This window comes from Runella rosea (genome assembly GCF_003325355.1).
Taxonomy (GTDB): Bacteria; Bacteroidota; Bacteroidia; order Cytophagales; family Spirosomataceae; genus Runella; species Runella rosea.
Window position 1 is genome coordinate 3,711,083 of sequence record NZ_CP030850.1, and the last position, 20,467, is coordinate 3,731,549.

The following is a 20,467-nucleotide window of genomic DNA, read 5'->3' on the forward strand; positions in this document are numbered from 1 at the left end:
TTCAACTGACTAATTTATGGCAAACATTATCCTTCTGTCTTCCGAACAGGGCCTTACTAACTTTAAAAATTACAAACTCGCACAAATCGACGGCAATAAATCCCAAACGTTAAGCGATTTTTACAACGAAATCGAAAAGGCGCTCAATCTACCTGATTTTGAGCCTGATATGGAGTTATTAGATGGTCTATTGAATGATTTATCATGGATTAGGCAAGCCAATATCGCCATCTACATCACACATTTTGATGCTTTTCTAGCCCGCGAAAAAGAAAAAAAGATGGTTGAACTGCTCAGTCTGTTGGATGCCACCGCCGAAGACTGGAAATGGCTCGATGAAGATGATGACATTCCGAAGAAGAACATCAAAATTCTGATTCAACACAGCGAACGGGCAACGGTTATTTTAGAAAAAGAAGAAATTGCTTTTATCACCATGTAAAAGGCTTGCTCAATCTAAGCGCTACCATCCGACGGTTTTGCACCGTCAGATGGTAGCGGTTTTTTAATAAAAGGCGTCTTCAATGTGCTCAATCCGGGCGGTATGCTGTGTGATAATAACCGAGATTACGTCAAAACGAATATCGCCGTGCCAGTCTGTGTCAAAAATGTACTGCTCTGCGGCTTTCATAATGAGCCGGCGCTTGGTGGCATCCACAAACTCCTCAGGCATTCCAAAGCTGACGTTGGTGCGGGTTTTTACCTCAATAAACGCCAGAATTTTGTTCTTTTTGGCAATAATATCAATCTCAGAATGGCGAAAGCGGTAATTACGAACCAAAATTTCGTAGCCTTTATCCTGCAAAAAAGCCGCTGCTTTGTCTTCACCGAGTTTGCCAGTGTCTAAGTGTTCTGCCATGATTTGCCCGTTACGATTGAGGGTTAATAATTCATTCTCCGCCTCTCATGTACACCTTTTGGTATTGCAAAGGTGACTTCCCCGTTTGGTTTTTAAACTGGCGGTTGAAATTTGAGACGGTGTTGAACCCGCTTTCGTAACATATTTGGGTAACAGAATATTTTTCTTGCACCAACAACTTACACGCATGACCGATGCGAATCTCGCTCACAAAGTCCGAAAAAGTTTTGTTGGTACGACTTTTAAAGTACCGACAAAAAGCTGCTTCGGTCATGTTGGCCAGTGCGGCGACTTCGTTCAGGCGAATTTCTTCTTTGAAGTGTTTCATCACGTATTCATACACCCGCTGCATCCGTTCGGTCTCCGATACTTTGTGGGTATTGACGTACCCAACGCTCGTAATGTACACCACTTCCGAAGAATTTGCCAAGTGATGTAAGGTGGTCAATAATTCTAAAATGGTCTCAAAACCTTGATTAGAAGCTATCTTTTTGAGGTTTTCTCTTACCATCTGGCGGGCTGAGCCAGTGATATCCAACCCTCTTTGCCCTTTCTCTAACAATTGTTTTAAAACGTGCATTTCGGGTTTATCAAAGAAACCTTCACCCAGAAAATCTTCCGTAAAATACGCCACGATACCGTGGGTTTTCAGTTCTAGATTTCCCTCAAAATACGCCCGGTCGCTCCGCCAGAGGTGCGGGATATTGGGTCCTAAAAAAACGGTATCACCCGCCTCAAAGTGCCTGATATCATCGCCAATGAAGCGTGTACCAGTTCCTTCTAATACTGTAAAAAGTTGGTAATGTGGATGAAAATGCCAATTGGGGTCAAAATGAGCTTCTTGTAGCTCAATCGTCGTAAACGACGCCGATGGCAGTTGTAGTTCTTTTCTTACAGGAATACGCATCTCATTTTTTGGGGTCGTTTTGGGTTACTACTTGCCTTAAGTGTTCGCTGTCCCAGCTTATATCTGTCTCTTCTTTGGCCAGAAATAAGTCGTTTTGCAGGATTTGCTCCTGCCACTGTACTTGCTCACGTACCGATAATGCATATTCTTTCACATTATGGCGGTTTTTGGATAGTTTTTCCAATGATTGCTCATCGTACTGAATAAATTTTTGTGCTTGCCGGGTGGCGGTGTATTTTCGGAAGCCCAGCTTGACCATTGCATCCACCCCTAATCGAACCGCCGTATCAAGCGTTTCGCGGTAGATATGCTCCACGTGCATGTCCATGAGTTCGTAGGCATCATAACGGTTACGTGCTCGCGCAAAAATACGGAGATTAGGATATTTTTTCTTGGCGGTTTCAACCAAAAGATGGTTGAGTTCTGGCGGGTCGATGGCCGCAATCAAAATGGCCGCTTCCGAAGCCCCGGCGGCTTCCAGCAGATCAACGCGGGTAGCGTCGCCAAAGTACACTTCAAAGCCCATTCGTCGAAGTAAATCTACCCGGTCCGAATCATTATCCAAAATCGTAGCTTTGATTCCATTGGCCCGCAAAAATCGCCCTACGGTACTTCCAAAATGTCCAAACCCTGCGATGATTACTTTGTGTTGGGTATCAATCGTGTCAGATTCCTCCTGCTCATCGCCCTTGGTTTTTACGCCGAAATAAGGCTCTATCAGTTTTTCATTGAGCAATAAGACCAACGGAGTGGAGGCCATCGTAATGGCAACCACTGCCATCAGTTTAGCATTCCAAACGGCATCCAACAAATTAATTTGACTGGAAAATGACAACAAAACGAAGGCAAATTCTCCCACCTGACTAAGTCCAAATGAGAAAATGAGGTTTTGGTCACTGCTCATTTTGAAGAGTTTTCCCGTAATTATTAAAACGATAAATTTGAAAACCAGTACCAACACCACCAGCAGCGCAATGGTAGCTGGATCGCCCATGATTTGGTCAAAATCAATAGTAGCCCCTACGCTCACAAAAAACAACCCCAGCAGTAAGCCCTTAAACGGCTCAATGTCACTCTCCAGCTCATGTCTAAACTCAGTATTGGCCAAAACCATTCCTGCCAAAAATGTGCCCAATGCAGGGCTTAATCCTACCGCCTGCATCAGCGCCGCTACGCCTACCACGATAAACAACGCCGCTGCCACAAACAACTCGCGCATTTGGCTTTTAGACACAAATCGTAGAAAAGGAACAACTAAAAACTTCCCGATTAACAGAATCAATCCTACCACTACAAAGACCGAAATCGCCTGAATCCAAGCGGGTTGTTCCGAAAAAAGCGACGCATGAGTCTCCGCCCCCGCATGTGGTGTACCCAAAAGCGGCAAAAGTGCCAAGATGGGAATGACGGCAATGTCTTGAAAAAGAAGTACCGAAAACGAGGCTTCCCCGGCAATGGTTCTTGAGATATTTTTTTCTTTCAATGTTTGCAAGACAATCGCCGTGGAAGACATTGAAAACGCCAATGCCACCGCTAAGGCCATTTCCCATTGCCATTTCATCAACAGAAAACTGATAAAAAGTAAGACCGTTGTCCCTGCTACCTGAAGTCCTCCCAAACCGAGAATGGCTTTTCGCATTTCCCAAAATTTGCGGGGATTAAGCTCTAAACCAATCAAAAAAAGCATCATCACCACCCCAAATTCCGAAGCGTGCATGATGTCCTGTCCGTTTTCACCCACAAAACCCAACACAAAAGGTCCAATCAATATACCTGCTACCAAATACCCAAGCACGGAACTTAACCCGATTTTTTTGGCAATAGGCACAAGGACAATCGACGCCCCCATAAATACTAATGCTTGAAATAAAAATCCTGTGCTCATTTTGTGGTCGCTATTTTTTTGAGAAGATCATTAATGTACGTGTGTTGATATAGGTTTGGTTGGTATTGAATATCCTGCCAATTGTCCAAAAACAGCCCAAGCTCAGCAGCATAGTCCGTAAAACCCTGTTTGTCTAAGCGGTGGGTACCGTGAATCACAAAAGGAGGGAAATAATTCATCTTGCAGAGATTGGCCGTTTGTTCAAAAGGCCGAAGAAACTCCCTGATAGTAAACCGATTATGACCACTTTCTTGATACGCCTGTACACCTCCCCCTACCGTAATGGTCTGTAAAATGGATTTTCCTTCTAAGGCATCTCCACCTGGCCCATACGCCCAACCTACCTCCAGCACCATGTCTATCCATTGCTTCAACAACGGCGGACAACTATACCAATAAAAAGGATGATGCCAAATAATCATCTCGTGTTGTAAAAGAAGCTCTTTCTCATACTCCACATCAATATTGAAATCGGGATAGCGTTCATATAAATCATGAAACGTGACATCCTCTCGATCGGAGTACGACTTTAAAATCAAACGATTGGCTCGGGATCTTTCCAAAAGTGGGTGCGTGAAAAGAACAAGAACCTTATTTTTTTCAGGAAGCATGATTGAGTATATAAGGTATAATGGGTTGCGTAAAATCGGATGTAAAAGCCGAGGTGCTGGCTAATACAACACAGTGTTTTTCATCGTTGTTAGCGAATATTGGCATTTTTTGCCACAAAAGAAAGAAAAACTCTTTTTTTTAGTTAAAAAAGAGTCATATTTCTACATCAATTCCCACGCGCTCTGATACGCGTCGAGGCCTTCGACGTAGGTAATAAAATCAGCGTAAAACGGAAATTGCGCCAAGGTAGCGCTGTCGCCCACTACGACGAGTTTCTTGCGGGCGCGGGTCATCGCCACGTTCATCCGGCGGATGTCGGCCAAAAAACCAATGATTCCTTCGCTGTTGCTGCGGGTCATGCTGATATATACCACGTCGCGTTCTTGTCCTTGAAAACTATCCACAGTGTTGACGGCAATGTGAGCCAGATACGGTTGTAGTTCGGGTACATGACTGAGTTGTTCGGAAAGTACCTGAATCTGCTGTTTGTAAGGGGCAATCACGGCAATGCTCGGAAAAGTTTCACCTGTTTTTTGGGTTTCCCACTCGGCCGTAAGCATCACGAGGTGTTTCAGAAGCAAGGCGGCTTCTTCAGGGTTGGTACTACTGGTGCCTTCCAATTTTTCTTCAAAGCCACAACCAGCAGTGTCAATAAACAACACGGGTTTATCGTCCGCAAAAAGCCGCCGCTGCGCTACTGACGCGTGCGCTTTGAGTTTATTATGATAAAAGATTTGGGAAGAATAACCCATAATCTGTTCATTCATTCGGTATTGTTCTTCGAGCAGCGTAACGGCCTCAGGATGCGTATTTACGCACTTTTCGAGCAAGGTAGTATTCAGTCCGTTTTTGGCCGCAACGTCTGATTTTATCGTGGGAGATAACTGACAATGGTCGCCTGCCAGAATCACTTTTTGGGCTTTCAGCACTGGAATCCAACACGCAGGCTCAAGCGCCTGTCCCGCCTCATCAATCACGACCGTGTGGTAACGTAACTCCCTGACGGTGTAATGATTGGAACCAACCAATGTAGCCGTAACCACCTGCGCTTTGACCAACAAATCATCAATGATGTACTGCTCAGTGTTGCCCACTTCTTTCATAATCTTGTGGGCTTCGTCAAAAAGTAACTTACGTTGGTCACGTTCGGATTTGCCAAAATTACGTTTGTACTTGTGCGCCATGCCCTTAAACTCCTGCGCCTGTTTTTTTAGGCGCTTCGCTTCTTTCATTTGGGGGTGTTCGGCCATTTTGCTGTCGAGCGTCAATGCCATCAATCGTTCGGTGACGCGGGCGGGATTGCCAACGCGCAGCACGTTGAGCCCTTCTTCATGCAGTTTTTCACTCAACAAATCTACCGCCGTATTGCTCGGCGCTACTACGAGCACCTTTTGATTTTCGGCCTTGACCAACGCCTTGATTGCTTGCACCAAGGTCGTGGTTTTTCCCGTCCCTGGAGGCCCGTGTACGATGGCAAGCTCGTTGGCACTCAAAATTTTATGGACGGCAGATTGCTGCGAAGAATTCAGTTTTGGGGCACTAAAGTAGGGAACCTGCTCCTGAAAAGTCGGCTTTTTTTCTCCCGTTAAAATATGAACCAACCGCGTAGTAGGTTCGCTCGCACTTTTGTCATACACTGCCGCCGCCTGCTTCAGTGCGGATTGCATTTCTTCGTAACTGTTATCATCAAAAAGAACGTCAATGCCTAGTTTTCCATCCCGCGACCACTCGGGCAGCTCATCAGTGCGCAGGGTTATCTTCAGACGATTGCCATTTTGGTGGGTTACGGTTCCTTCAACGCGGTCGTTTTTGGGGTCGTGGTTGCAAAAAAATACGGCGGGCATCCCAAACCGAAATTGATGCGAAATATCTTGGTGCGTGGTGCGTTCGAGTTCAACGGTCAAATAATCTCCCCGGCTCATTTCAGAGCCTCTGATTGCTACCGGATACCACGTCAGGCCGTTGGCCCGGCGCTCGGCCACGGAAGATTGCTCGGTGAGTTTACGGTACTGATTATGGTCTTCTTCCCGTTCGGTTTTTAATAAATCAAGCAGCTTTTTAAAATACTCCATGCCCAAAGGTACGAGATAGTGGCCTAAATGACGTTTTTAACGCGTTGATTTTTCCATTTATTGGCTTTTTAGGGGCTATTGAATTAACTTAATTTTAACAATAATTATATTCATTCATTTATTTTTGGTCAAAATTCAGTCAAAACAAGCAAAAGGAAGGGAAGTTTTTAGCATTATTTTACTATTATTTTGTACTTGAAATTTTTTGCCCCTGTCCATTCCTTTTCCGTATGAAATTCAGCATGAATCTGCTCCTATGGGGCACCCAAATTGACGAAAGCCTTTTCCCAACGCTAGACCTGATTCAGGAGATTGGGTTTGAAGGCGTAGAAGTTCCGATTTTCAATCCCAACCCCGACGCTTGGCATGGCTGGCGCAAAAAACTCGATGAACTCGGCCTTCACCGCGAATGTGACACCTTTTGCGGTCCCAACGAAAACCTCATCAGCTCCGATGCTTCCATCCGCGCCAATGCCCTTAACAACCTCAAAAGAACCGTCGACTGCGGAGCCGTTTTGGGCGCCACGAAGCTCATGGGGCCGTATCACTCAGCATTGGGTGTTTTTACGGGCCAGCCCGCCACGGCCGACGAATGGAAATGGGGCGTGGAAGGTATTCAGCAACTGGCCGAATACGCCCAAAGTCAAGGTATTTTACTCGGATTGGAATACTTAAACCGATTTGAGTTATACCTCACAAGCTGCGGCGACGAACTCATTCATTTTGTGGACGACGTCAATCACCCCAACTGCAAAATCATGTTTGATACCTTTCACGCCAATATTGAAGAGAAAAACATCGGCGATTGTATCCGTAAAATGGGCGACCGCATTGCGTTTATTCAACTTTCCGAAAACGACCGCAGCACTCCAGGCAAAGGTAACGTTGACTGGGCGGGGGCTTTTCAGGGTATCAAAGACATCAATTATGACGGTTGGCTGAGCATTGAAGCCTTTAGTCAAAAGCTTCCTGCGGCCAATATTTGGCGAAAAATGTTTGACTCCGAAGAGCAACTGATGCGAGACGGACTGGCATTTATCCGCAATTCATGCAACAGCATAGGGATATAAAACACATTTTTTGATAAAAAATCAAACCATATCATGTCTAAAAAAATCAACATCGCCATCGTAGGACTCGGTTTTGGAGCCGAATTTATCCCTATCTATCAGCGTCACCCAAACGCCAATATGTACGCCATTTGTCAGCGGAATGTCGAAAAGCTCAACGCCATCGGCGACGCTTTCAACATTGATGTGCGCTACTCCAATTACGATGAATTATTGAAAGACCCCAATATTGACGCCGTTCACATCAATTCTCCCATCCCCAACCACGCCGAGCAAACCTTAAAAGCATTGCGCGCGGGCAAACACGTGGCCTGTACCGTTCCGATGGCTACCTCGGTAGAAGATTGCATGGAAATCGTAAAAACCTGCAAAGAAACGGGTAAAAAATACATGATGATGGAAACAGTAGTATATGCTCGTGAGTTTCTATTTGTGAAAGAGTTGTACGAAAAAGGCGAACTTGGTAAAGTGCAGTTTCTGAAAGCTTCGCATCAGCAAGACATGGACGGCTGGCCTGACTACTGGCCTGGCTTGCCTCCTATGCACTACGCCACGCACTGCGTGGGTCCAGTAGCAGGCTTGTTGCGGTTGGAAGCAGAATATGTTTCGTGTTTCGGTTCGGGAACAATTCGGGAAGAATTGGCCAAAATCCACAACTCACCATTTGCCGTAGAATCAGCCCATATCAAGTTTAAAGACAGCGATTTGAGCGCGTACGTTTACCGTTCGTTGTTTGACGTTGCCCGCCAATACCGCGAAAGCTTTGAGGTATACGGCTCTAAAAAATCATTTGAATGGCCGCTCATAGAAGGTGAAGAAGCCGTGATTCATACCGCCAAAAAAGAGGAGCACGAGATTCCAGAACGCGTCGCTACGCCCGATTATGCTCATTTGTTACCCGAAGAAATACAGGCGTTTACTACAAGAGGCGTGTATGACATTGACGAAAACACTCACCTTTCGTTTACGCAGGGAGCAGGGCACGGCGGCTCACACCCTCACTTGGTCCATGAATTTTTGACGGCTTTGGTGGAAGACCGTGCCCCATTCCCCAACGCGGCCCAATCGGCCAACTGGACGTCGGTCGGTATTTTGGCGCACGAATCGGCCATGCAGGGTGGCAAGATTATGTATTTGCCTGATTTTAATGCGTAACTTCGAAATCATCTGAATGAACCATACAATGAAACGTTTCCTACCCATTGTTTTACTCGCGATTTTGACATGGCAATGCGCTACGCAAAAACCCGCACAAACGGCCCAATCCAACCAACCCGTAACTCCACGCCGGCTGGAAATTCTGTTTCTGGGCGACAATGGCCACCACCGCCCCATCGAGCGTGTGCCCGCCATCATGTCTGCGCTGGGAAGCAAGGGCATCAACTTTACCTATTCTGACCAATTGGACGACCTCAATCCGACCAATCTGGCCAAGTATGACGGAGTACTGCTGTATGCCAACTGGGATACCATCAGCAAACCTCAGGAGCGTGCATTGGTAGACTACATCGCGAGTGGCAAAGGGTTTATTCCTGTTCACTGCGCCTCGTATTGTTTTCGCAATTCGGATGAATTGGTAAAAATCATGGGTGGCCAATTCTGGCGGCACACGTGGGACACCATTCGTCCGGTTTGGACCAATCCCAACCACCCTGCCATCATGGGCGTGAAGCAGTTCAAAACACTGGACGAAACGTATCTGCACAGCAAACTACAACCCGACAATCTGGTATTGACCGAGCGCGAGATTCAGCCCGATCAGTACAAAGATAAGCCTAATACTAAAACGGAGCCATACACATGGGTACGCACGCATGGCAAAGGCCGCATTTTCTACACGGCTTATGGTCACGACGACCGCACTTGGAGCCAGCCCGAGTTTATGAAAATGCTCGAAAAAGGAATTCGTTGGGCCGTGGGTGACCAAGCTGTCAAAAACCTAGATGCACTTGACCCGCTACCGTTTACGTATAAAGAAGCCAAACTTCCCAACTACGAAAAGCGCCCTGGCCCGCAATTGCAGCAGAATGCCGTTACACCTGAGCAGTCGATGAAACACATTCAGGTGCCCGCCGATTTTACCTTGGAGTTGTTTGCAGCCGAGCCTAACGTAATGCACCCCATTGCCATGAGCTGGGACGAGCGGGGTCGTTTGTACGTTTTGATTACCAAAGATTATCCCAACGAACGCAAAGATACAGGTGGCACTGACTATATTCTCATTTGCGAAGACACCGACAAAGACGGTAAAGCCGATAAGTTTACGCGTTTTGCTGAAGGCTTAAGCATTCCAACGGGCATGGTATTTGCCAATGGCGGTTTGATTGTGAGTCAGGCACCGCACATGCTTTTCCTGAAAGATACCAACGGTGACGACAAAGCAGACGAAAAGAAAATCCTTTTCTCGGGCTTTGGTACGGGCGATACCCACGCGGGTCCCAGCAACTTACACTATGGTTTTGACAACTGGATTTGGGGTTGTGTGGGCTATTCTGGATTCGAAGGAAAACTCAAAGACAACACCGACAGTCTGAAATTCGGACAGGCATTTTTCCGTTTCAAACCCGATGGTTCTAAAATGGAATGGATGACCAGTACTTCTAACAACACGTGGGGATTTGCTTTCAACGAAGCTGGCGATGTGTTTGGCTCCACGGCCAACAACTCACATGGCTGGTACATGGCCATCCCGCACCGTTATTTTACGGGCAATACAGGCATGGGCCGCGACAACGGTAGCCGAGGTACCGATACCCACAAAGACATGAAGCCCATCACCCCAAGGATTCGTCAAGTAGACGTTTTTGGGGGCTTTACCGCCGCCGCAGGACATAATTTTTATACCGCACGGGCCTTCCCTAAGAAATACTGGAACCAAATTGCCTTCGTCGCTGAGCCTACCGGTCACGTACTGCACCAAAACCAAATGGTAAAAAAAGGTACTGATTACGAAGACAAAGAAGCCTTCAACCTCATGGCGGGTGCTGATGAATGGTTTTCTCCCGTTTTTGCCGAAGTTGGACCCGACGGTGCCGTTTGGGTAGCCGACTGGTACAGCTTTATTATTCAACACAACCCTACTCCACAGGGCTTTGGCAATGGTAAAGGAAATGCTTACGACACCGATCTTCGCGATTATACCCACGGACGTATTTACCGAGTAGGCTACAAGCAAGCACCTGCCTACACACCAATTTCATTGAGCAAAGACCGCCCAGCGGAATTGGTAGCGGCCCTGAAAAACTCTAATATGTTTTGGCGAAACCACGCCCAACGTATGTTGGTGGAAAGAGGCAACAAGGACGTTGTACCGCAACTGATTGCGCTGGTCAATGACTCATCTGTTGACGAAATTGGCCTGAACCCTGCCGCAATTCATGCCCTCTGGGCGCTAGAAGGCTTGGGAGCTATGAATGATGAAAGTGTTTTGAAAGCCGTTACTTCTGCTTTAAAACATCCAAGCGCCGCCGTTCGCAAGAATGCCGTCCAAATTCTGCCTCCTACGGCCGCTACTGCACAAGCGCTATTATCTAATAATACCCTGAACGATAGCGAGCCGCTGGTAGTGCTGAATTCGCTTTTGAAGTTTAGCGAAACACCGTTGACGCCAGAAGCCGAGAAAACCATTTTGGCCCGTTTTGAAAACTCAAACGAAGCCGATGACCGTTGGTTACCCGATGCATTCTCGATTATCTTGAATGCACACGGCGGGAAATTAATGAAAACGTACTTGGCTAAGCGTACGGTTGGAATGAAAGCGGAGGTCGCACCGTCGCACGGCAAGGCGTCGGCACCCATGACCCATGACCACAGCGCCATGCACGGGCCTAATGCTGCCCCACCGCAAGCGTCGGCAGCAAATCATATGGCACACGCTGCCACTAAGCCCGACTTAGCGATTACCAACATTACCACCACCCCTGCGCAACCTTTTGTAAGGGAGTACGCCGCCGTCACGATTGAAGTCACCAACAAAGGCGCTGCCATTCCGAAAGAAATAGTGCCCGTGGTGAAAGTCCAAATTGAAGGCTTAGGACTCAAAATCAACACCGTCAGCTACCAATTGAAAAATGGTATCGGCGCGGGTGAAACCATTCAATTGGTCGAAAATAACAACGGCCCTTGGGTAGGTAGGTTTGGATTTACGGCCGAACAGGCGGGAAAATTGCGCATCAGCGCCAGCATCGACCCAGATAACCTGATTCCCGAAGAAGATGACGTAAAAAACAATTCATTTGCCAAAACCTTTGAAGTAAAACGCCCCGCCAAACTTTCTGACTTTGCGTTGGAGCGCGCCGCCCGGAGCTATGCTTCCTCTACAGTAAGCCCAGATTCGGTTATTGCGTTGATTGTCAAAGCCAATACGCTAGACAGCGACGCGCGTTATGCGGTGTTGAAAGGAATCGTAAATGGTTGGAATCCACGTCGTAAAGTGACAACCAACGATGCTAACAAAATGCTGTTGGTTAGCACCAAAGAAACCATTTCGGAAGATTTGAAAGCCAAATTCACGGGCATTGTGGAGTCTTTCGGGGCCAATGCTTTGGTTCCCGTAGACCCGAATTTGCAGGTCATCAAAATCAAATCCATCAAGGAAGCGATGAAGTTTGATGTCAAAGAATTTACGGTTATTGCTGGCAAACCCGTTGAATTGGTTTTTGAAAACCCCGATGCTATGCAGCACAACTTGGTGATTATCAAACCTAAATCAACAGATATTGTAGGAAATGCGGCTGATAAGATGATTACGCAAAAAGACGCGGCCGAGAAAAACTACGTCCCTAATCTGCCGCAAGTAATCGCGTTCACACCGTTGGTCAACCCCGACCAAACCTATCGCCTTACCTTCACGGCACCGACTGAACTGGGTAATTACCCATACATCTGTACGTTCCCTGGCCACTGGCGACTGATGAGCGGGGTGATGAAAGTGGTAAAAGAAGAAGTGAAGACGACCAGTAAGTAGTCAAACGTATAAAATTACAAAAAAGCAGCGCCGTAAGATTTGCGGCGCTGCTTTTTTGTATCGTTACACTTTTATAATAATTCCCTTCTTATACATCACGTACAGAATCACAAACCAAATCGTGATAAACGTGAGCGCACCCGCCAAAGAGGCGTTGTAAGGATTGTTGAACCAAACGCTTATCAGATTTTTCTGCATCCAAACCTGCGAACCTACAGGTCCTTCTGCCGTATTGATTTTGAGAAGTGGCAAGGTACGGGGAATAATCCCAGACAGAAAAAAGACCGTAATTGCATTGACACCGAAGGCCACGAAAGGAGCCGTCCAGCGGCGGTAGCCCTGCACATCAATCAACCAATAGCAGATTGCTAAAGCGACCATGGCCCAGCCCCCCGCATAAATCACAAATGAGCTCGTCCAGAGGGATTTGTTGATGGGAAAAAACTCGTTCCAAATCAGCCCGCCAATGATGAGCGCATTGCCCGAAAGAAACAGCCACGCCATTTTTTCGGCATCGGTTCGTTTAGTTCGCAACCATTGCCCAGTCAACACCCCCAACATGCCAGTGCCAATGGCGGGGATGGTGCTGAAAATTCCTTCGGGGTCCCATACTTTTGCCGACCGCCACAAATGCGCCGTGGTCAGCAGATTGCGGTCTACCCACGCGCCTAAATTAGTAGCAGGCTCCAGATTGGCGTATCCTACACCTGGCACTGGCACCAAAGTCATCAATAACCAGTAGGAAATAAGCAGTATAATAGTGGTAATAATTTGCGTGTTGCGCGATGTTTTGATAAAAATCAACGAACAAACCAAATACACAAGGGCAATCCGCTGCAAAACCCCGGGGATACGCACGTTGGCAAAATCAAACTTTGGATACAAATTCAGGAACAATCCCAATCCAAACAAAATCGCACTGCGCTTGATGATTTTAGGGATAGATGGCGTAGTCTTGGTCATAGCGAAGGAAATAGATACCCCTACGATAAACAGAAAAAAGGGGAAAATGAGGTCCGTCGGTGTACATCCGTGCCAATGAGCATGGAGTAAAGGCGAATAGACATGCTCCCAATCGCCAGGGTTATTGACCAAAATCATAGCCGCGACAGTAATACCACGAAATACATCCAAAGAAAGTAAGCGGTTTTGCATAGTTTGATGACTGAAGGGGGTTTACTATGCAAGTTAAACAAAATTATTAGTTGAGATTGCCGCCGGGCTTTAAGCCACTGGGCACGCGTTGGGGCACCGAACGGTCAAATTGGTCGTCATTGAGGGTATTCAGAAATTCTACAATCAACGAAATATCTTTGAAATCCACTTTGAGATTTTCAACAATCGGATCGAGTTGTTCTTTTTTTACTTTTGGATTACGGATTTTATCCCCCGCCAAATCTTCGTAAAATTCGAGCACATGTTCCAGCGTTTTGAGCGTACCGCTGTGCATATACGGCGCCGTGTAGCGCAAATTTCGCAAGCTTGGCGTCCTGAATTTGTATTGATTGTCTACCCCAGCGTCCGACTGTGGTAGTTTGTCGTTGTCAGCCACTCCCAATGCGTGCAATTGATAATCCGATAGCATCGGTCCATTATGACACTTGGCACATCCCGATTTCAAAAATGCCTGCATTCCGTCCACCTCATTGATAGAAAGTGCATTTTTATCGCCCCGCAAATATTGGTCAAAACGAGAATTACCACCCACCAACGTACGCTCATAAGCGGCAATGGCTTTGGCCATATTTTCTACCGTAATGGGTGATTCCATCGGGAAAGCTGCCCGGAAAAGAGCTTGGTATTCTTTGTTTTTTCTCAACCGATTCACCACACTGTCAAGTGCTGCTTCCGAAACATACTGATGCCCGCGCATCTCTTCCAAGGCTTTGATAGGCTCCAACGCCTGATTCTCAAGACTTTTGACCCGCACGTCCCAAAACATGGGCGCGTTGGAGGGATTAATGGCGGTAGCGGCGAGCGTAACTCCATTAAAGGCCGCATTCAGAATGGTTTGAGAATTTCGTTTGACGAAAGGAATATCATTTGGAACGTTAAACGTCCGCTTACTGCCCATGCCGCGCCCGTTTGCCCCAATGGAAAGTTCAAGACTTTCGGCAAATCCAAACTCAGGGTGGTGACATGTAGCACAAGCAACGTCTCTGTGACCAGATAAAATAGGATCAAAAAACAACAAACGGCCAAGGGCCACTTTTTCGTCTGACGGAGCATTATCGGCAGGAAAAGGCACTTCGGTGGGCAAAGCAGCCAATTTACGTATATCGTCCTGCTCCACTATTTTCTTTTGAGTCTGTTCTTCTCCACAGCCCCAAACCGTCACCATCATCCATAAAGCCACCGCCATCCATGGACGCAAAGCCCGTTTATTCATACATTTATACCTGATTTTGGAAGGCAAGAGTACAAAGATGCTGAATATCCGGCAATGACTTGTGTCACTCTACCTTATAGGTCACAAAAATAATCTTTTTACCATCGGGCGACCAGCATGGCACATTCAGCGTGCCTTGTCCACCCACAAAAGTATCCGTCAAGTCTTTGACTTGTTTTGTTTTAAGGTTCAACAAACGCAATTTTACTTCTTTTCCCAACGGATGTTTTCCTTTTTGGTCTTCCAAATAAGACATATACACCAGCCATTTACCGTCAGGGCTTGGGTGCGCAAACCAGTTATCAAATTCATCGTCGGTGAGTCGTTCTTGGTCCGTCCCGTCGGGCTTCATCCGAAAGAGCTGCATTCGGCCCGTGCGATTGGAGTTAAAATAAATAAATTTGGAATCATGTGCGTATTCGGGGCCTTCATCCAAACCAGTGGTACTAGTCAACCGAATCTCCTCGCCACCTGCTGTTGGTAGCTTATAAATATCCCATTCGCCGTTGCGCTGAGCAGAGTACAATATATTCTTTCCCGAACGGCTCACGCTATGCCAAAAAGAAGGGGCTTTTTCGGTCAATAAGAGCGGCGTTCCGCCTTCGATAGGGACTTTAAAAATGCGGGAGTTATCGTTGATACCAGCCCGAACGTCGTTATAACTGAAGAAAATGCTTTTACCATCGTAGCTGATACCGTGCGCGTTGTTGCAACGGTTGGCAAATTCGGTGTCAACTACACCCAACGATTCGCCTTTTAGGGATATTTTCTCTAGCAAACCTTTGCTGTTAATGATAAAATACTTCCCATCCCGCGACCAATTGGGCGATTCTAACAGATAACCAGCGGTCAAAATCACTTGTCTTTTGCCACTCCTAACGTCCATCACCTCGACGTTACTTTTTATTTTTCCAGCAACTGGCGCTTGAGAAAAAGCAAGTTGCGCACTTAAAAGGCTTATTAAAACAATGTATTTTTTCATAGAGGGTGATATTAAACAGCGTCTATCCCGAACAGTAGCATAAACTTTGCCAAAAGCAAAAAACTCAGATTTTAGCTCAACATTAACCACAAAAAATGAGAGAGTTTAAGTAATCAAATCTACTTAAACTCTCTCATTTTTTATCCTTTTCGTGCTTTAAATAACGCATAGAAAAGATTTTCTCCGCAAACGTTCCTTTTCTGCCTTATGCAGTCTCTACGGTATCCCACTTGCAGTCGTATTTCAGGGAAACCAACCCACTTTCATACACTTTTGAATCGGTCAGTGTGAGCCATCTTCGTTCTTTTAAACTACTAAAAAGCGGCTTTCCCGCCCCCAAAATAATGGGGTGAATGGATAGCCAAATCTCATCTACCAAACCAAGATTCATGAGAGTATTGGTGAGCTCAGCGCCCCCAAAAAGCCAAATATCTTTGCCTTTTTGGTTTTTAATTGCTTTAACCCTCGCTTCAATATCTCCGCTGATAAGCGTTTTTTTGGGGCTTATATCGGCATCGGTGAGGGTTGTTGAAAAAATATATTCCCTCATCTTAGGAAGCCAGCTCTCCTGCCCATCCTCTGCCAAGGCCATTTCGTAGGTTTTGCGGCCCACAAAAATGCTATCTATCCGCGTAAAAAATTCATTTAATCCATAATCCTGATCGGTAAAGCACCAGTCGTATTCACCATTGGGGCCTTCAATGTAGCCGTCTAAGCTTACGGCTAGGCCCAACACAATTTTTCTCATAATTATCAGATTTTTTCTACTTACCTTTTTCGCTTTGGTTTTTCCGCAATGATATTGTTGTACGCAGTTTCGATGGCTTCCACAAAAGCACTCTTTTTGACTCGGTTGAGGTCAACATGCGTCCAACCGTACACTCCCCATTTGTTGGGAACGGGATAAAATGACGTGTCTTCGCAGTAAATTACCTGTTGTTCAGGTGTTAGTTTCAAGGTTACCCACTTATTCTCAATGTTGAAAGTAGCAAAAATTTTACCGTTGATTTTGTAAGCAGGTTTGTCAAAATGAGGTACCTCCACCGCGTTGGGCATTGAGGATAAAATCTCATAGGCTTGTTCTAAATCAACCATAGCATAAAAAATAAACAACGAGCTGTCAAAAGGAACGGGCAGCAACGAAATTACTTCATACATTGAGATTTACTTCTCTAAGTCGCGAAAATACCGCAGGGTCTCGCCATAATTCAACCCCATCGTCATGCCCTTGATCATCATCGAAATGCGCTTGGTTTTGGTTTCTACCGTCTTGGCCGACTCAATCCATTTGCTATAATAATTTTGGTGGCTAGTAGGCAAACTGTTGAAATACGCCAACGCTTTGGGTTCATCTTCCAAACACGCCAGCAAATCGTCTGACTGCGGCAATGGGTCGGTATCTATTTCAAGCTCAACCTCGATGCTTGCACCTTCTTTTTTACGAATGCCTCGCCGCATATCGGCATTGACAGGAATGATAAAACCGCCCTCGCCCATAGGCAAAAGAGCCACAAGTTTGATAGAATACCCATCTAACTTGCCCTTTACACGGTACGATGTTCTTACACCAGGATTGAGTTCATTGGCAATATATGCCGGAATCTCAAAATACGTCCAGCCCGTTTTTTCGCCTTTTTTATCAAATTTTTGCAGCAATGCCTTGAAAGAGACCATTCGTTCATCGGTTGTCGGCGGCCAATTTAGCCCTTATTCAGCTTATTAACGATGCGGTCACGCTTTATTTTCCACCAACTTTTTCATTTCTTTTAAAAGGGCCCGCCAGTTATTTTCTGAGTGGGCAAGCGCTTCCTCGTCTTTCAGATTGTCCTGCGTGATGGTCAAGCGTGTTCCATCCTCGGCGGCATCTAGGATGTATTCAATGTTGGCGTAATTTTCGGCAACATCATCCGTCCCGCTGAATGAACTCCAATAATTGTACGACAGATAACGCTCAGGTTCAAAGGCCAATACCGTTCCTTTGTCTTCGTAAGCCACACCATCCCACTCGCCCGTAAAGCGGACTGGTCCACCCACTTCCCAATCGGTAATCAAAGTAGTACCAAAAAAATATTCTTTTACAACGGCAGGATTTGTGAGGGCATCCCAAACGGCAGTAGCAGGGGCATGAAGCAGAATTGATGTTTTCAGGGCTAATTTTGTATTCATAAAAGTGCTGTTTTTTGTTTCGACAGCAAATAAAACACCCTCCACTGACAACCCTATGTCAGTACCATTTTGATTTGTTGCTGTTTTATATAATCGTTGAGGTGTTGATGGTTGGCTTTACGAAAAGCCTTGTACGTATTCTGTAATTTCAGGATGCGGGCCACCTTAAAGTCACGGTATTCATTTCGCAGCCAACACCACCCAATCACGTGCCAAGCCATAGAATAAAAAATCATCCCAATCGGTTCGATTTCACGCAGACTTCCCTCTTGACCAGCATTTTGGTAGTGTAGCTGTAAAATGGTCTGATTCGTAATTGACGTTTGAATTTCGGCCAAGTATTCAAAATTATGATTGGGGCAAGATGCACTCGTCACCACCTTCTCTTCCAGATGCTCAACGTGTTCTTTCTGCTGATGTTTAAGCACGGATTTTACTTTATTGAGCGCCGAATGATAATGTCGACGAATAGACTTATCGGTAAAACGCTCCACAATCGACTCCACCAACACCAGTGCATTGGCTTCTTCGGTACTAAACATCACAGGGGGCAAAAAATAACCCTGCATAATATAATATCCCTTGTTTGACTCAAATCCAATCGGAATCCCAATTTCGTCCAATGCTTTTAAATCACGATAAACGGTACGAACACTCATACCAAAGCGCTCAGACAATACCTCGGCCGAGGTATATTTTCGAGATTGCAGTGTAAGGGCAATGGCCAATAAACGGTCGATGCGGTTCATGGAAAAAAACAGAAAAATGATAAACAGAAAATCAGAATGTAAAAGTATTAGCTCACGACTCCTGATCCGTTGATGCGCACGGGGCGAATAATTTATTTTTAAAATTAGAAAAAAAAATCTTCTTGGCTGTCCAGTTTTGCTTGAGTCGTTCGTCATTCGTACAAATTCAATAAATTCGTTCACAAAAAACACAACTTACCATGAACAAGTACATGCTCGCCTTCTGGAACGCCATTCCTTCTGAAGAGTCTTTTGCCCAATTGTCGCCCGAAGCGATTCAAGTTGAAATCGAAAAATGGAACAATTGGATTGGAGGAATTGCGGCCCAAGGCAAAATGGTCGCCACCGAAGCACTGCACAATACGGGAAAAACGGTCTCAGGCTCCGCCAACATTGTTACGGATGGGCCTTTTACGGAAGGTAAGGAAATCATCGGCGGCTTTATGATTCTCACGGCCGACAGCCTAGAAGAAGCCGTAGAATTATCAAAAGGTTGCCCTATTTATGAGTCGGAAGGCCGTGTAGAAGTACGTCAAATTCAGGTCTTTAATTAATCTTTAGGATGACGGAAGTCAATCGGATGGCAGAGCATCTTTTTCGGCACGAGTCGGGAAAGATGCTCGCTGTACTCACGCGGGTATTTGGTTTTTCCAACTACGACATTGCCCGCGACGTAGTCCAAGATACTTTATTGGCCGCTCTGGAACAGTGGAAACTAAATGGCATCCCCGAAAACCCAACGGGCTGGCTATATACTTCGGCCAAAAACCGAGTGCTTGACCGGCTCCGTAGAGAGAAAAAAATGGCCGAAATAAGCCCTGACATTGCCTACGAATTCCAATCAGAACAGCAAATGCAGCAGCACATTGACCAATTGTTTCTCGAACATGAAATGGAAGACAGCCAACTCCGAATGATGTTTGCGTGCTGCCACCCAAGTTTACCTCCCGAAGCCCAAATAACGCTTATTTTACGAACCCTCTGCGGGCTAAGTATTACCGAAATTGCCAACGCGTTTTTATCCAACGACGAAAACATCACCAAACGCCTTTACCGGGCCAAAGACAAAATCCGCAGCACCCCCATTGAGTTGGAAGTACCCTACGGCGATGAACTCCCCGCGCGACTGGATGCGGTTTTGAAAGCAGTTTATCTGCTTTTCAACGAAGGTTACAATTCGCAGCACCCCGACCAGCTTATCAAGCAAGACCTGTGCGAAGAAGCCCTCCGACTAGGCACACTGTTGAGTCAGCATCGGTATACCGACCTCCCAAAAACCGCCGCGCTACTATCGTTGATGTATTTTCAAGCATCAAGGTTTGATGCCCGACAAGATGACGAGGGAAATATTATTCTGTTAGCCAATCAAGACCGCCAAAAATGGAACCGTGAGCGGATAGGCGCTGGCATTGCCTTTCTAAACAAAGCCTCTCAAGGACCCGAAATCAGCAGCTACCACCTGGAAGCCGCCATTGCATCTTATCACGCCCGGGCTGAGCGTTTTGAAAGCACTAACTGGCAGGCCATTATGTATCTTTATCGGCTGTTGGAACAAATCAATCCGAGCGTAATGGTACAATTCAACAAAGCCATTGCAACAGGATTTGCAGAAGGACCACAACGGGGTACGGAGGCTTTACAGAACATAAAGGGACTTGAAAACAATGCTTATTATCACACGGCACTGGGTGATTTTTTTGCACAATTGAAGGATTCAAATAGCGCAAAATTACATTATGAAACTGCCATTCAGTTGACAAAGTCAAAGGCTGAGTGGCAATTGATATGGAAAAAAATAGAGATGCTCTAA

General features: G+C 46.0%; 19 protein-coding genes. 6 read left to right on the forward strand and 13 right to left on the reverse strand.

Features of this window, described 5'->3' with window-relative positions:
• Positions 1-16 precede the first annotated feature (16 nt).
• Positions 17-442: a barstar family protein gene (locus DR864_RS15425; RefSeq protein ID WP_114067821.1), complete on the forward strand. Its 426-nt coding sequence runs from the start codon at positions 17-19 to the stop codon at positions 440-442.
• A 63-nt stretch (positions 443-505) separates the two neighbouring features.
• On the opposite strand, the gene DR864_RS15430 is transcribed toward DR864_RS15425, so the two are convergent.
• The 5 genes from DR864_RS15430 to DR864_RS15450 all read right to left on the reverse strand — a co-directional run bounded on the left by DR864_RS15430 (position 506) and on the right by DR864_RS15450 (position 6,335).
• Positions 506-859, reverse strand: a complete 354-nt coding sequence (locus DR864_RS15430) for a YraN family protein (RefSeq protein WP_114067822.1) — start codon at positions 857-859, stop codon at positions 506-508.
• Positions 860-890: 31 nt separating this feature from the next.
• The gene (locus tag DR864_RS15435; RefSeq protein WP_114067823.1) at positions 891-1,766 is read right to left on the reverse strand and encodes an AraC family transcriptional regulator; all 876 of its coding nucleotides are present in this window, start codon (positions 1,764-1,766) and stop codon (positions 891-893) included.
• Between the two features lies 1 nt (position 1,767).
• Positions 1,768-3,651: a monovalent cation:proton antiporter-2 (CPA2) family protein gene (locus DR864_RS15440; RefSeq protein ID WP_114067824.1), complete on the reverse strand. Its 1,884-nt coding sequence runs from the start codon at positions 3,649-3,651 to the stop codon at positions 1,768-1,770.
• A complete protein-coding gene (locus DR864_RS15445) occupies positions 3,648-4,214 on the reverse strand; it encodes an NAD(P)H-dependent oxidoreductase (RefSeq protein ID WP_229599395.1) in 567 nt (188 codons plus the stop codon). Before DR864_RS15445 ends, DR864_RS15440 begins: the two co-directional genes overlap by 4 nt.
• A gap of 210 nt (positions 4,215-4,424) precedes the next feature.
• Complete coding sequence (locus DR864_RS15450) at positions 4,425-6,335, reverse strand: AAA domain-containing protein (protein ID WP_114067826.1); 1,911 nt, start codon at positions 6,333-6,335, stop codon at positions 4,425-4,427.
• A 230-nt stretch (positions 6,336-6,565) separates the two neighbouring features.
• Between DR864_RS15450 and DR864_RS15455 the strand changes: the two genes are divergently transcribed.
• Genes DR864_RS15455 through DR864_RS15465 form a run of 3 tightly spaced genes read left to right on the forward strand, consistent with a single transcriptional unit; the run spans position 6,566 to position 12,371 of the window.
• Positions 6,566-7,405, forward strand: a complete 840-nt coding sequence (locus DR864_RS15455; RefSeq protein ID WP_114067827.1) for a sugar phosphate isomerase/epimerase family protein — start codon at positions 6,566-6,568, stop codon at positions 7,403-7,405.
• 33 nt (positions 7,406-7,438) lie between these two features.
• Positions 7,439-8,560 (forward strand): Gfo/Idh/MocA family protein, encoded by a 1,122-nt coding sequence (locus DR864_RS15460; RefSeq protein ID WP_114067828.1) that lies wholly within the window; start codon positions 7,439-7,441, stop codon positions 8,558-8,560.
• A 28-nt stretch (positions 8,561-8,588) separates the two neighbouring features.
• Positions 8,589-12,371: a PVC-type heme-binding CxxCH protein gene (locus tag DR864_RS15465; RefSeq protein WP_114070302.1), complete on the forward strand. Its 3,783-nt coding sequence runs from the start codon at positions 8,589-8,591 to the stop codon at positions 12,369-12,371.
• Between the two features lie 63 nt (positions 12,372-12,434).
• Here the strand turns inward: DR864_RS15465 and DR864_RS15470 are convergent, their stop codons facing one another.
• The 8 genes from DR864_RS15470 to DR864_RS15505 form a co-directional block, all read right to left on the reverse strand.
• Positions 12,435-13,526: an acyltransferase family protein gene (locus tag DR864_RS15470; protein WP_114067829.1), complete on the reverse strand. Its 1,092-nt coding sequence runs from the start codon at positions 13,524-13,526 to the stop codon at positions 12,435-12,437.
• A 46-nt stretch (positions 13,527-13,572) separates the two neighbouring features.
• Complete coding sequence (locus tag DR864_RS15475) at positions 13,573-14,760, reverse strand: cytochrome-c peroxidase (RefSeq protein ID WP_114067830.1); 1,188 nt, start codon at positions 14,758-14,760, stop codon at positions 13,573-13,575.
• Between the two features lie 64 nt (positions 14,761-14,824).
• Complete coding sequence (locus DR864_RS15480) at positions 14,825-15,742, reverse strand: TolB family protein (protein ID WP_114067831.1); 918 nt, start codon at positions 15,740-15,742, stop codon at positions 14,825-14,827.
• A 205-nt stretch (positions 15,743-15,947) separates the two neighbouring features.
• On the reverse strand, positions 15,948-16,490 hold the full coding sequence (locus DR864_RS15485) for a dihydrofolate reductase family protein (protein WP_114067832.1): 543 nt from the start codon (positions 16,488-16,490) through the stop codon (positions 15,948-15,950).
• Positions 16,491-16,510: 20 nt separating this feature from the next.
• Positions 16,511-16,900 carry an MmcQ/YjbR family DNA-binding protein gene (locus DR864_RS15490; RefSeq protein WP_114067833.1) on the reverse strand — a complete coding sequence of 130 codons (390 nt, stop codon included), beginning with the start codon at positions 16,898-16,900 and terminating at the stop codon, positions 16,511-16,513.
• Between the two features lie 6 nt (positions 16,901-16,906).
• On the reverse strand, positions 16,907-17,416 hold the full coding sequence (locus DR864_RS15495; RefSeq protein WP_114067834.1) for a YdeI/OmpD-associated family protein: 510 nt from the start codon (positions 17,414-17,416) through the stop codon (positions 16,907-16,909).
• A 57-nt stretch (positions 17,417-17,473) separates the two neighbouring features.
• Positions 17,474-17,908, reverse strand: a complete 435-nt coding sequence (locus DR864_RS15500) for an SRPBCC domain-containing protein (protein ID WP_114067835.1) — start codon at positions 17,906-17,908, stop codon at positions 17,474-17,476.
• A gap of 53 nt (positions 17,909-17,961) precedes the next feature.
• The gene (locus tag DR864_RS15505; protein ID WP_114070303.1) at positions 17,962-18,657 is read right to left on the reverse strand and encodes a helix-turn-helix transcriptional regulator; all 696 of its coding nucleotides are present in this window, start codon (positions 18,655-18,657) and stop codon (positions 17,962-17,964) included.
• A 200-nt stretch (positions 18,658-18,857) separates the two neighbouring features.
• On the opposite strand from DR864_RS15505, the gene DR864_RS15510 reads away from it, so the two are divergent.
• Entirely contained in the window at positions 18,858-19,211 is a 354-nt protein-coding gene (locus tag DR864_RS15510) for a YciI family protein (RefSeq protein WP_114067836.1), read from the forward strand.
• Between the two features lie 8 nt (positions 19,212-19,219).
• Complete coding sequence (locus tag DR864_RS15515; RefSeq protein ID WP_114067837.1) at positions 19,220-20,467, forward strand: RNA polymerase sigma factor; 1,248 nt, start codon at positions 19,220-19,222, stop codon at positions 20,465-20,467.

Excerpts from the sequence above, each read along its gene's own strand:
- DR864_RS15425 (WP_114067821.1), top strand. The coding sequence starts at position 17 with ATGGCAAACATTATCCTTCTGTCTTCCGAACAGGGCCTTACTAACTTT.
- DR864_RS15430 (WP_114067822.1), bottom strand. The coding sequence starts at position 859 with ATGGCAGAACACTTAGACACTGGCAAACTCGGTGAAGACAAAGCAGCG.
- DR864_RS15435 (WP_114067823.1), bottom strand. The coding sequence starts at position 1,766 with ATGCGTATTCCTGTAAGAAAAGAACTACAACTGCCATCGGCGTCGTTT.
- DR864_RS15440 (WP_114067824.1), bottom strand. The coding sequence starts at position 3,651 with ATGAGCACAGGATTTTTATTTCAAGCATTAGTATTTATGGGGGCGTCG.
- DR864_RS15450 (WP_114067826.1), bottom strand. The coding sequence starts at position 6,335 with ATGGAGTATTTTAAAAAGCTGCTTGATTTATTAAAAACCGAACGGGAA.
- DR864_RS15455 (WP_114067827.1), top strand. The coding sequence starts at position 6,566 with ATGAAATTCAGCATGAATCTGCTCCTATGGGGCACCCAAATTGACGAA.
- DR864_RS15460 (WP_114067828.1), top strand. The coding sequence starts at position 7,439 with ATGTCTAAAAAAATCAACATCGCCATCGTAGGACTCGGTTTTGGAGCC.
- DR864_RS15465 (WP_114070302.1), top strand. The coding sequence starts at position 8,589 with ATGAAACGTTTCCTACCCATTGTTTTACTCGCGATTTTGACATGGCAA.
- DR864_RS15470 (WP_114067829.1), bottom strand. The coding sequence starts at position 13,526 with ATGCAAAACCGCTTACTTTCTTTGGATGTATTTCGTGGTATTACTGTC.
- DR864_RS15475 (WP_114067830.1), bottom strand. The coding sequence starts at position 14,760 with ATGAATAAACGGGCTTTGCGTCCATGGATGGCGGTGGCTTTATGGATG.
- DR864_RS15480 (WP_114067831.1), bottom strand. The coding sequence starts at position 15,742 with ATGAAAAAATACATTGTTTTAATAAGCCTTTTAAGTGCGCAACTTGCT.
- DR864_RS15485 (WP_114067832.1), bottom strand. The coding sequence starts at position 16,490 with ATGAGAAAAATTGTGTTGGGCCTAGCCGTAAGCTTAGACGGCTACATT.
- DR864_RS15490 (WP_114067833.1), bottom strand. The coding sequence starts at position 16,900 with ATGTATGAAGTAATTTCGTTGCTGCCCGTTCCTTTTGACAGCTCGTTG.
- DR864_RS15495 (WP_114067834.1), bottom strand. The coding sequence starts at position 17,416 with ATGGTCTCTTTCAAGGCATTGCTGCAAAAATTTGATAAAAAAGGCGAA.
- DR864_RS15500 (WP_114067835.1), bottom strand. The coding sequence starts at position 17,908 with ATGAATACAAAATTAGCCCTGAAAACATCAATTCTGCTTCATGCCCCT.
- DR864_RS15505 (WP_114070303.1), bottom strand. The coding sequence starts at position 18,657 with ATGAACCGCATCGACCGTTTATTGGCCATTGCCCTTACACTGCAATCT.
- DR864_RS15510 (WP_114067836.1), top strand. The coding sequence starts at position 18,858 with ATGAACAAGTACATGCTCGCCTTCTGGAACGCCATTCCTTCTGAAGAG.
- DR864_RS15515 (WP_114067837.1), top strand. The coding sequence starts at position 19,220 with ATGACGGAAGTCAATCGGATGGCAGAGCATCTTTTTCGGCACGAGTCG.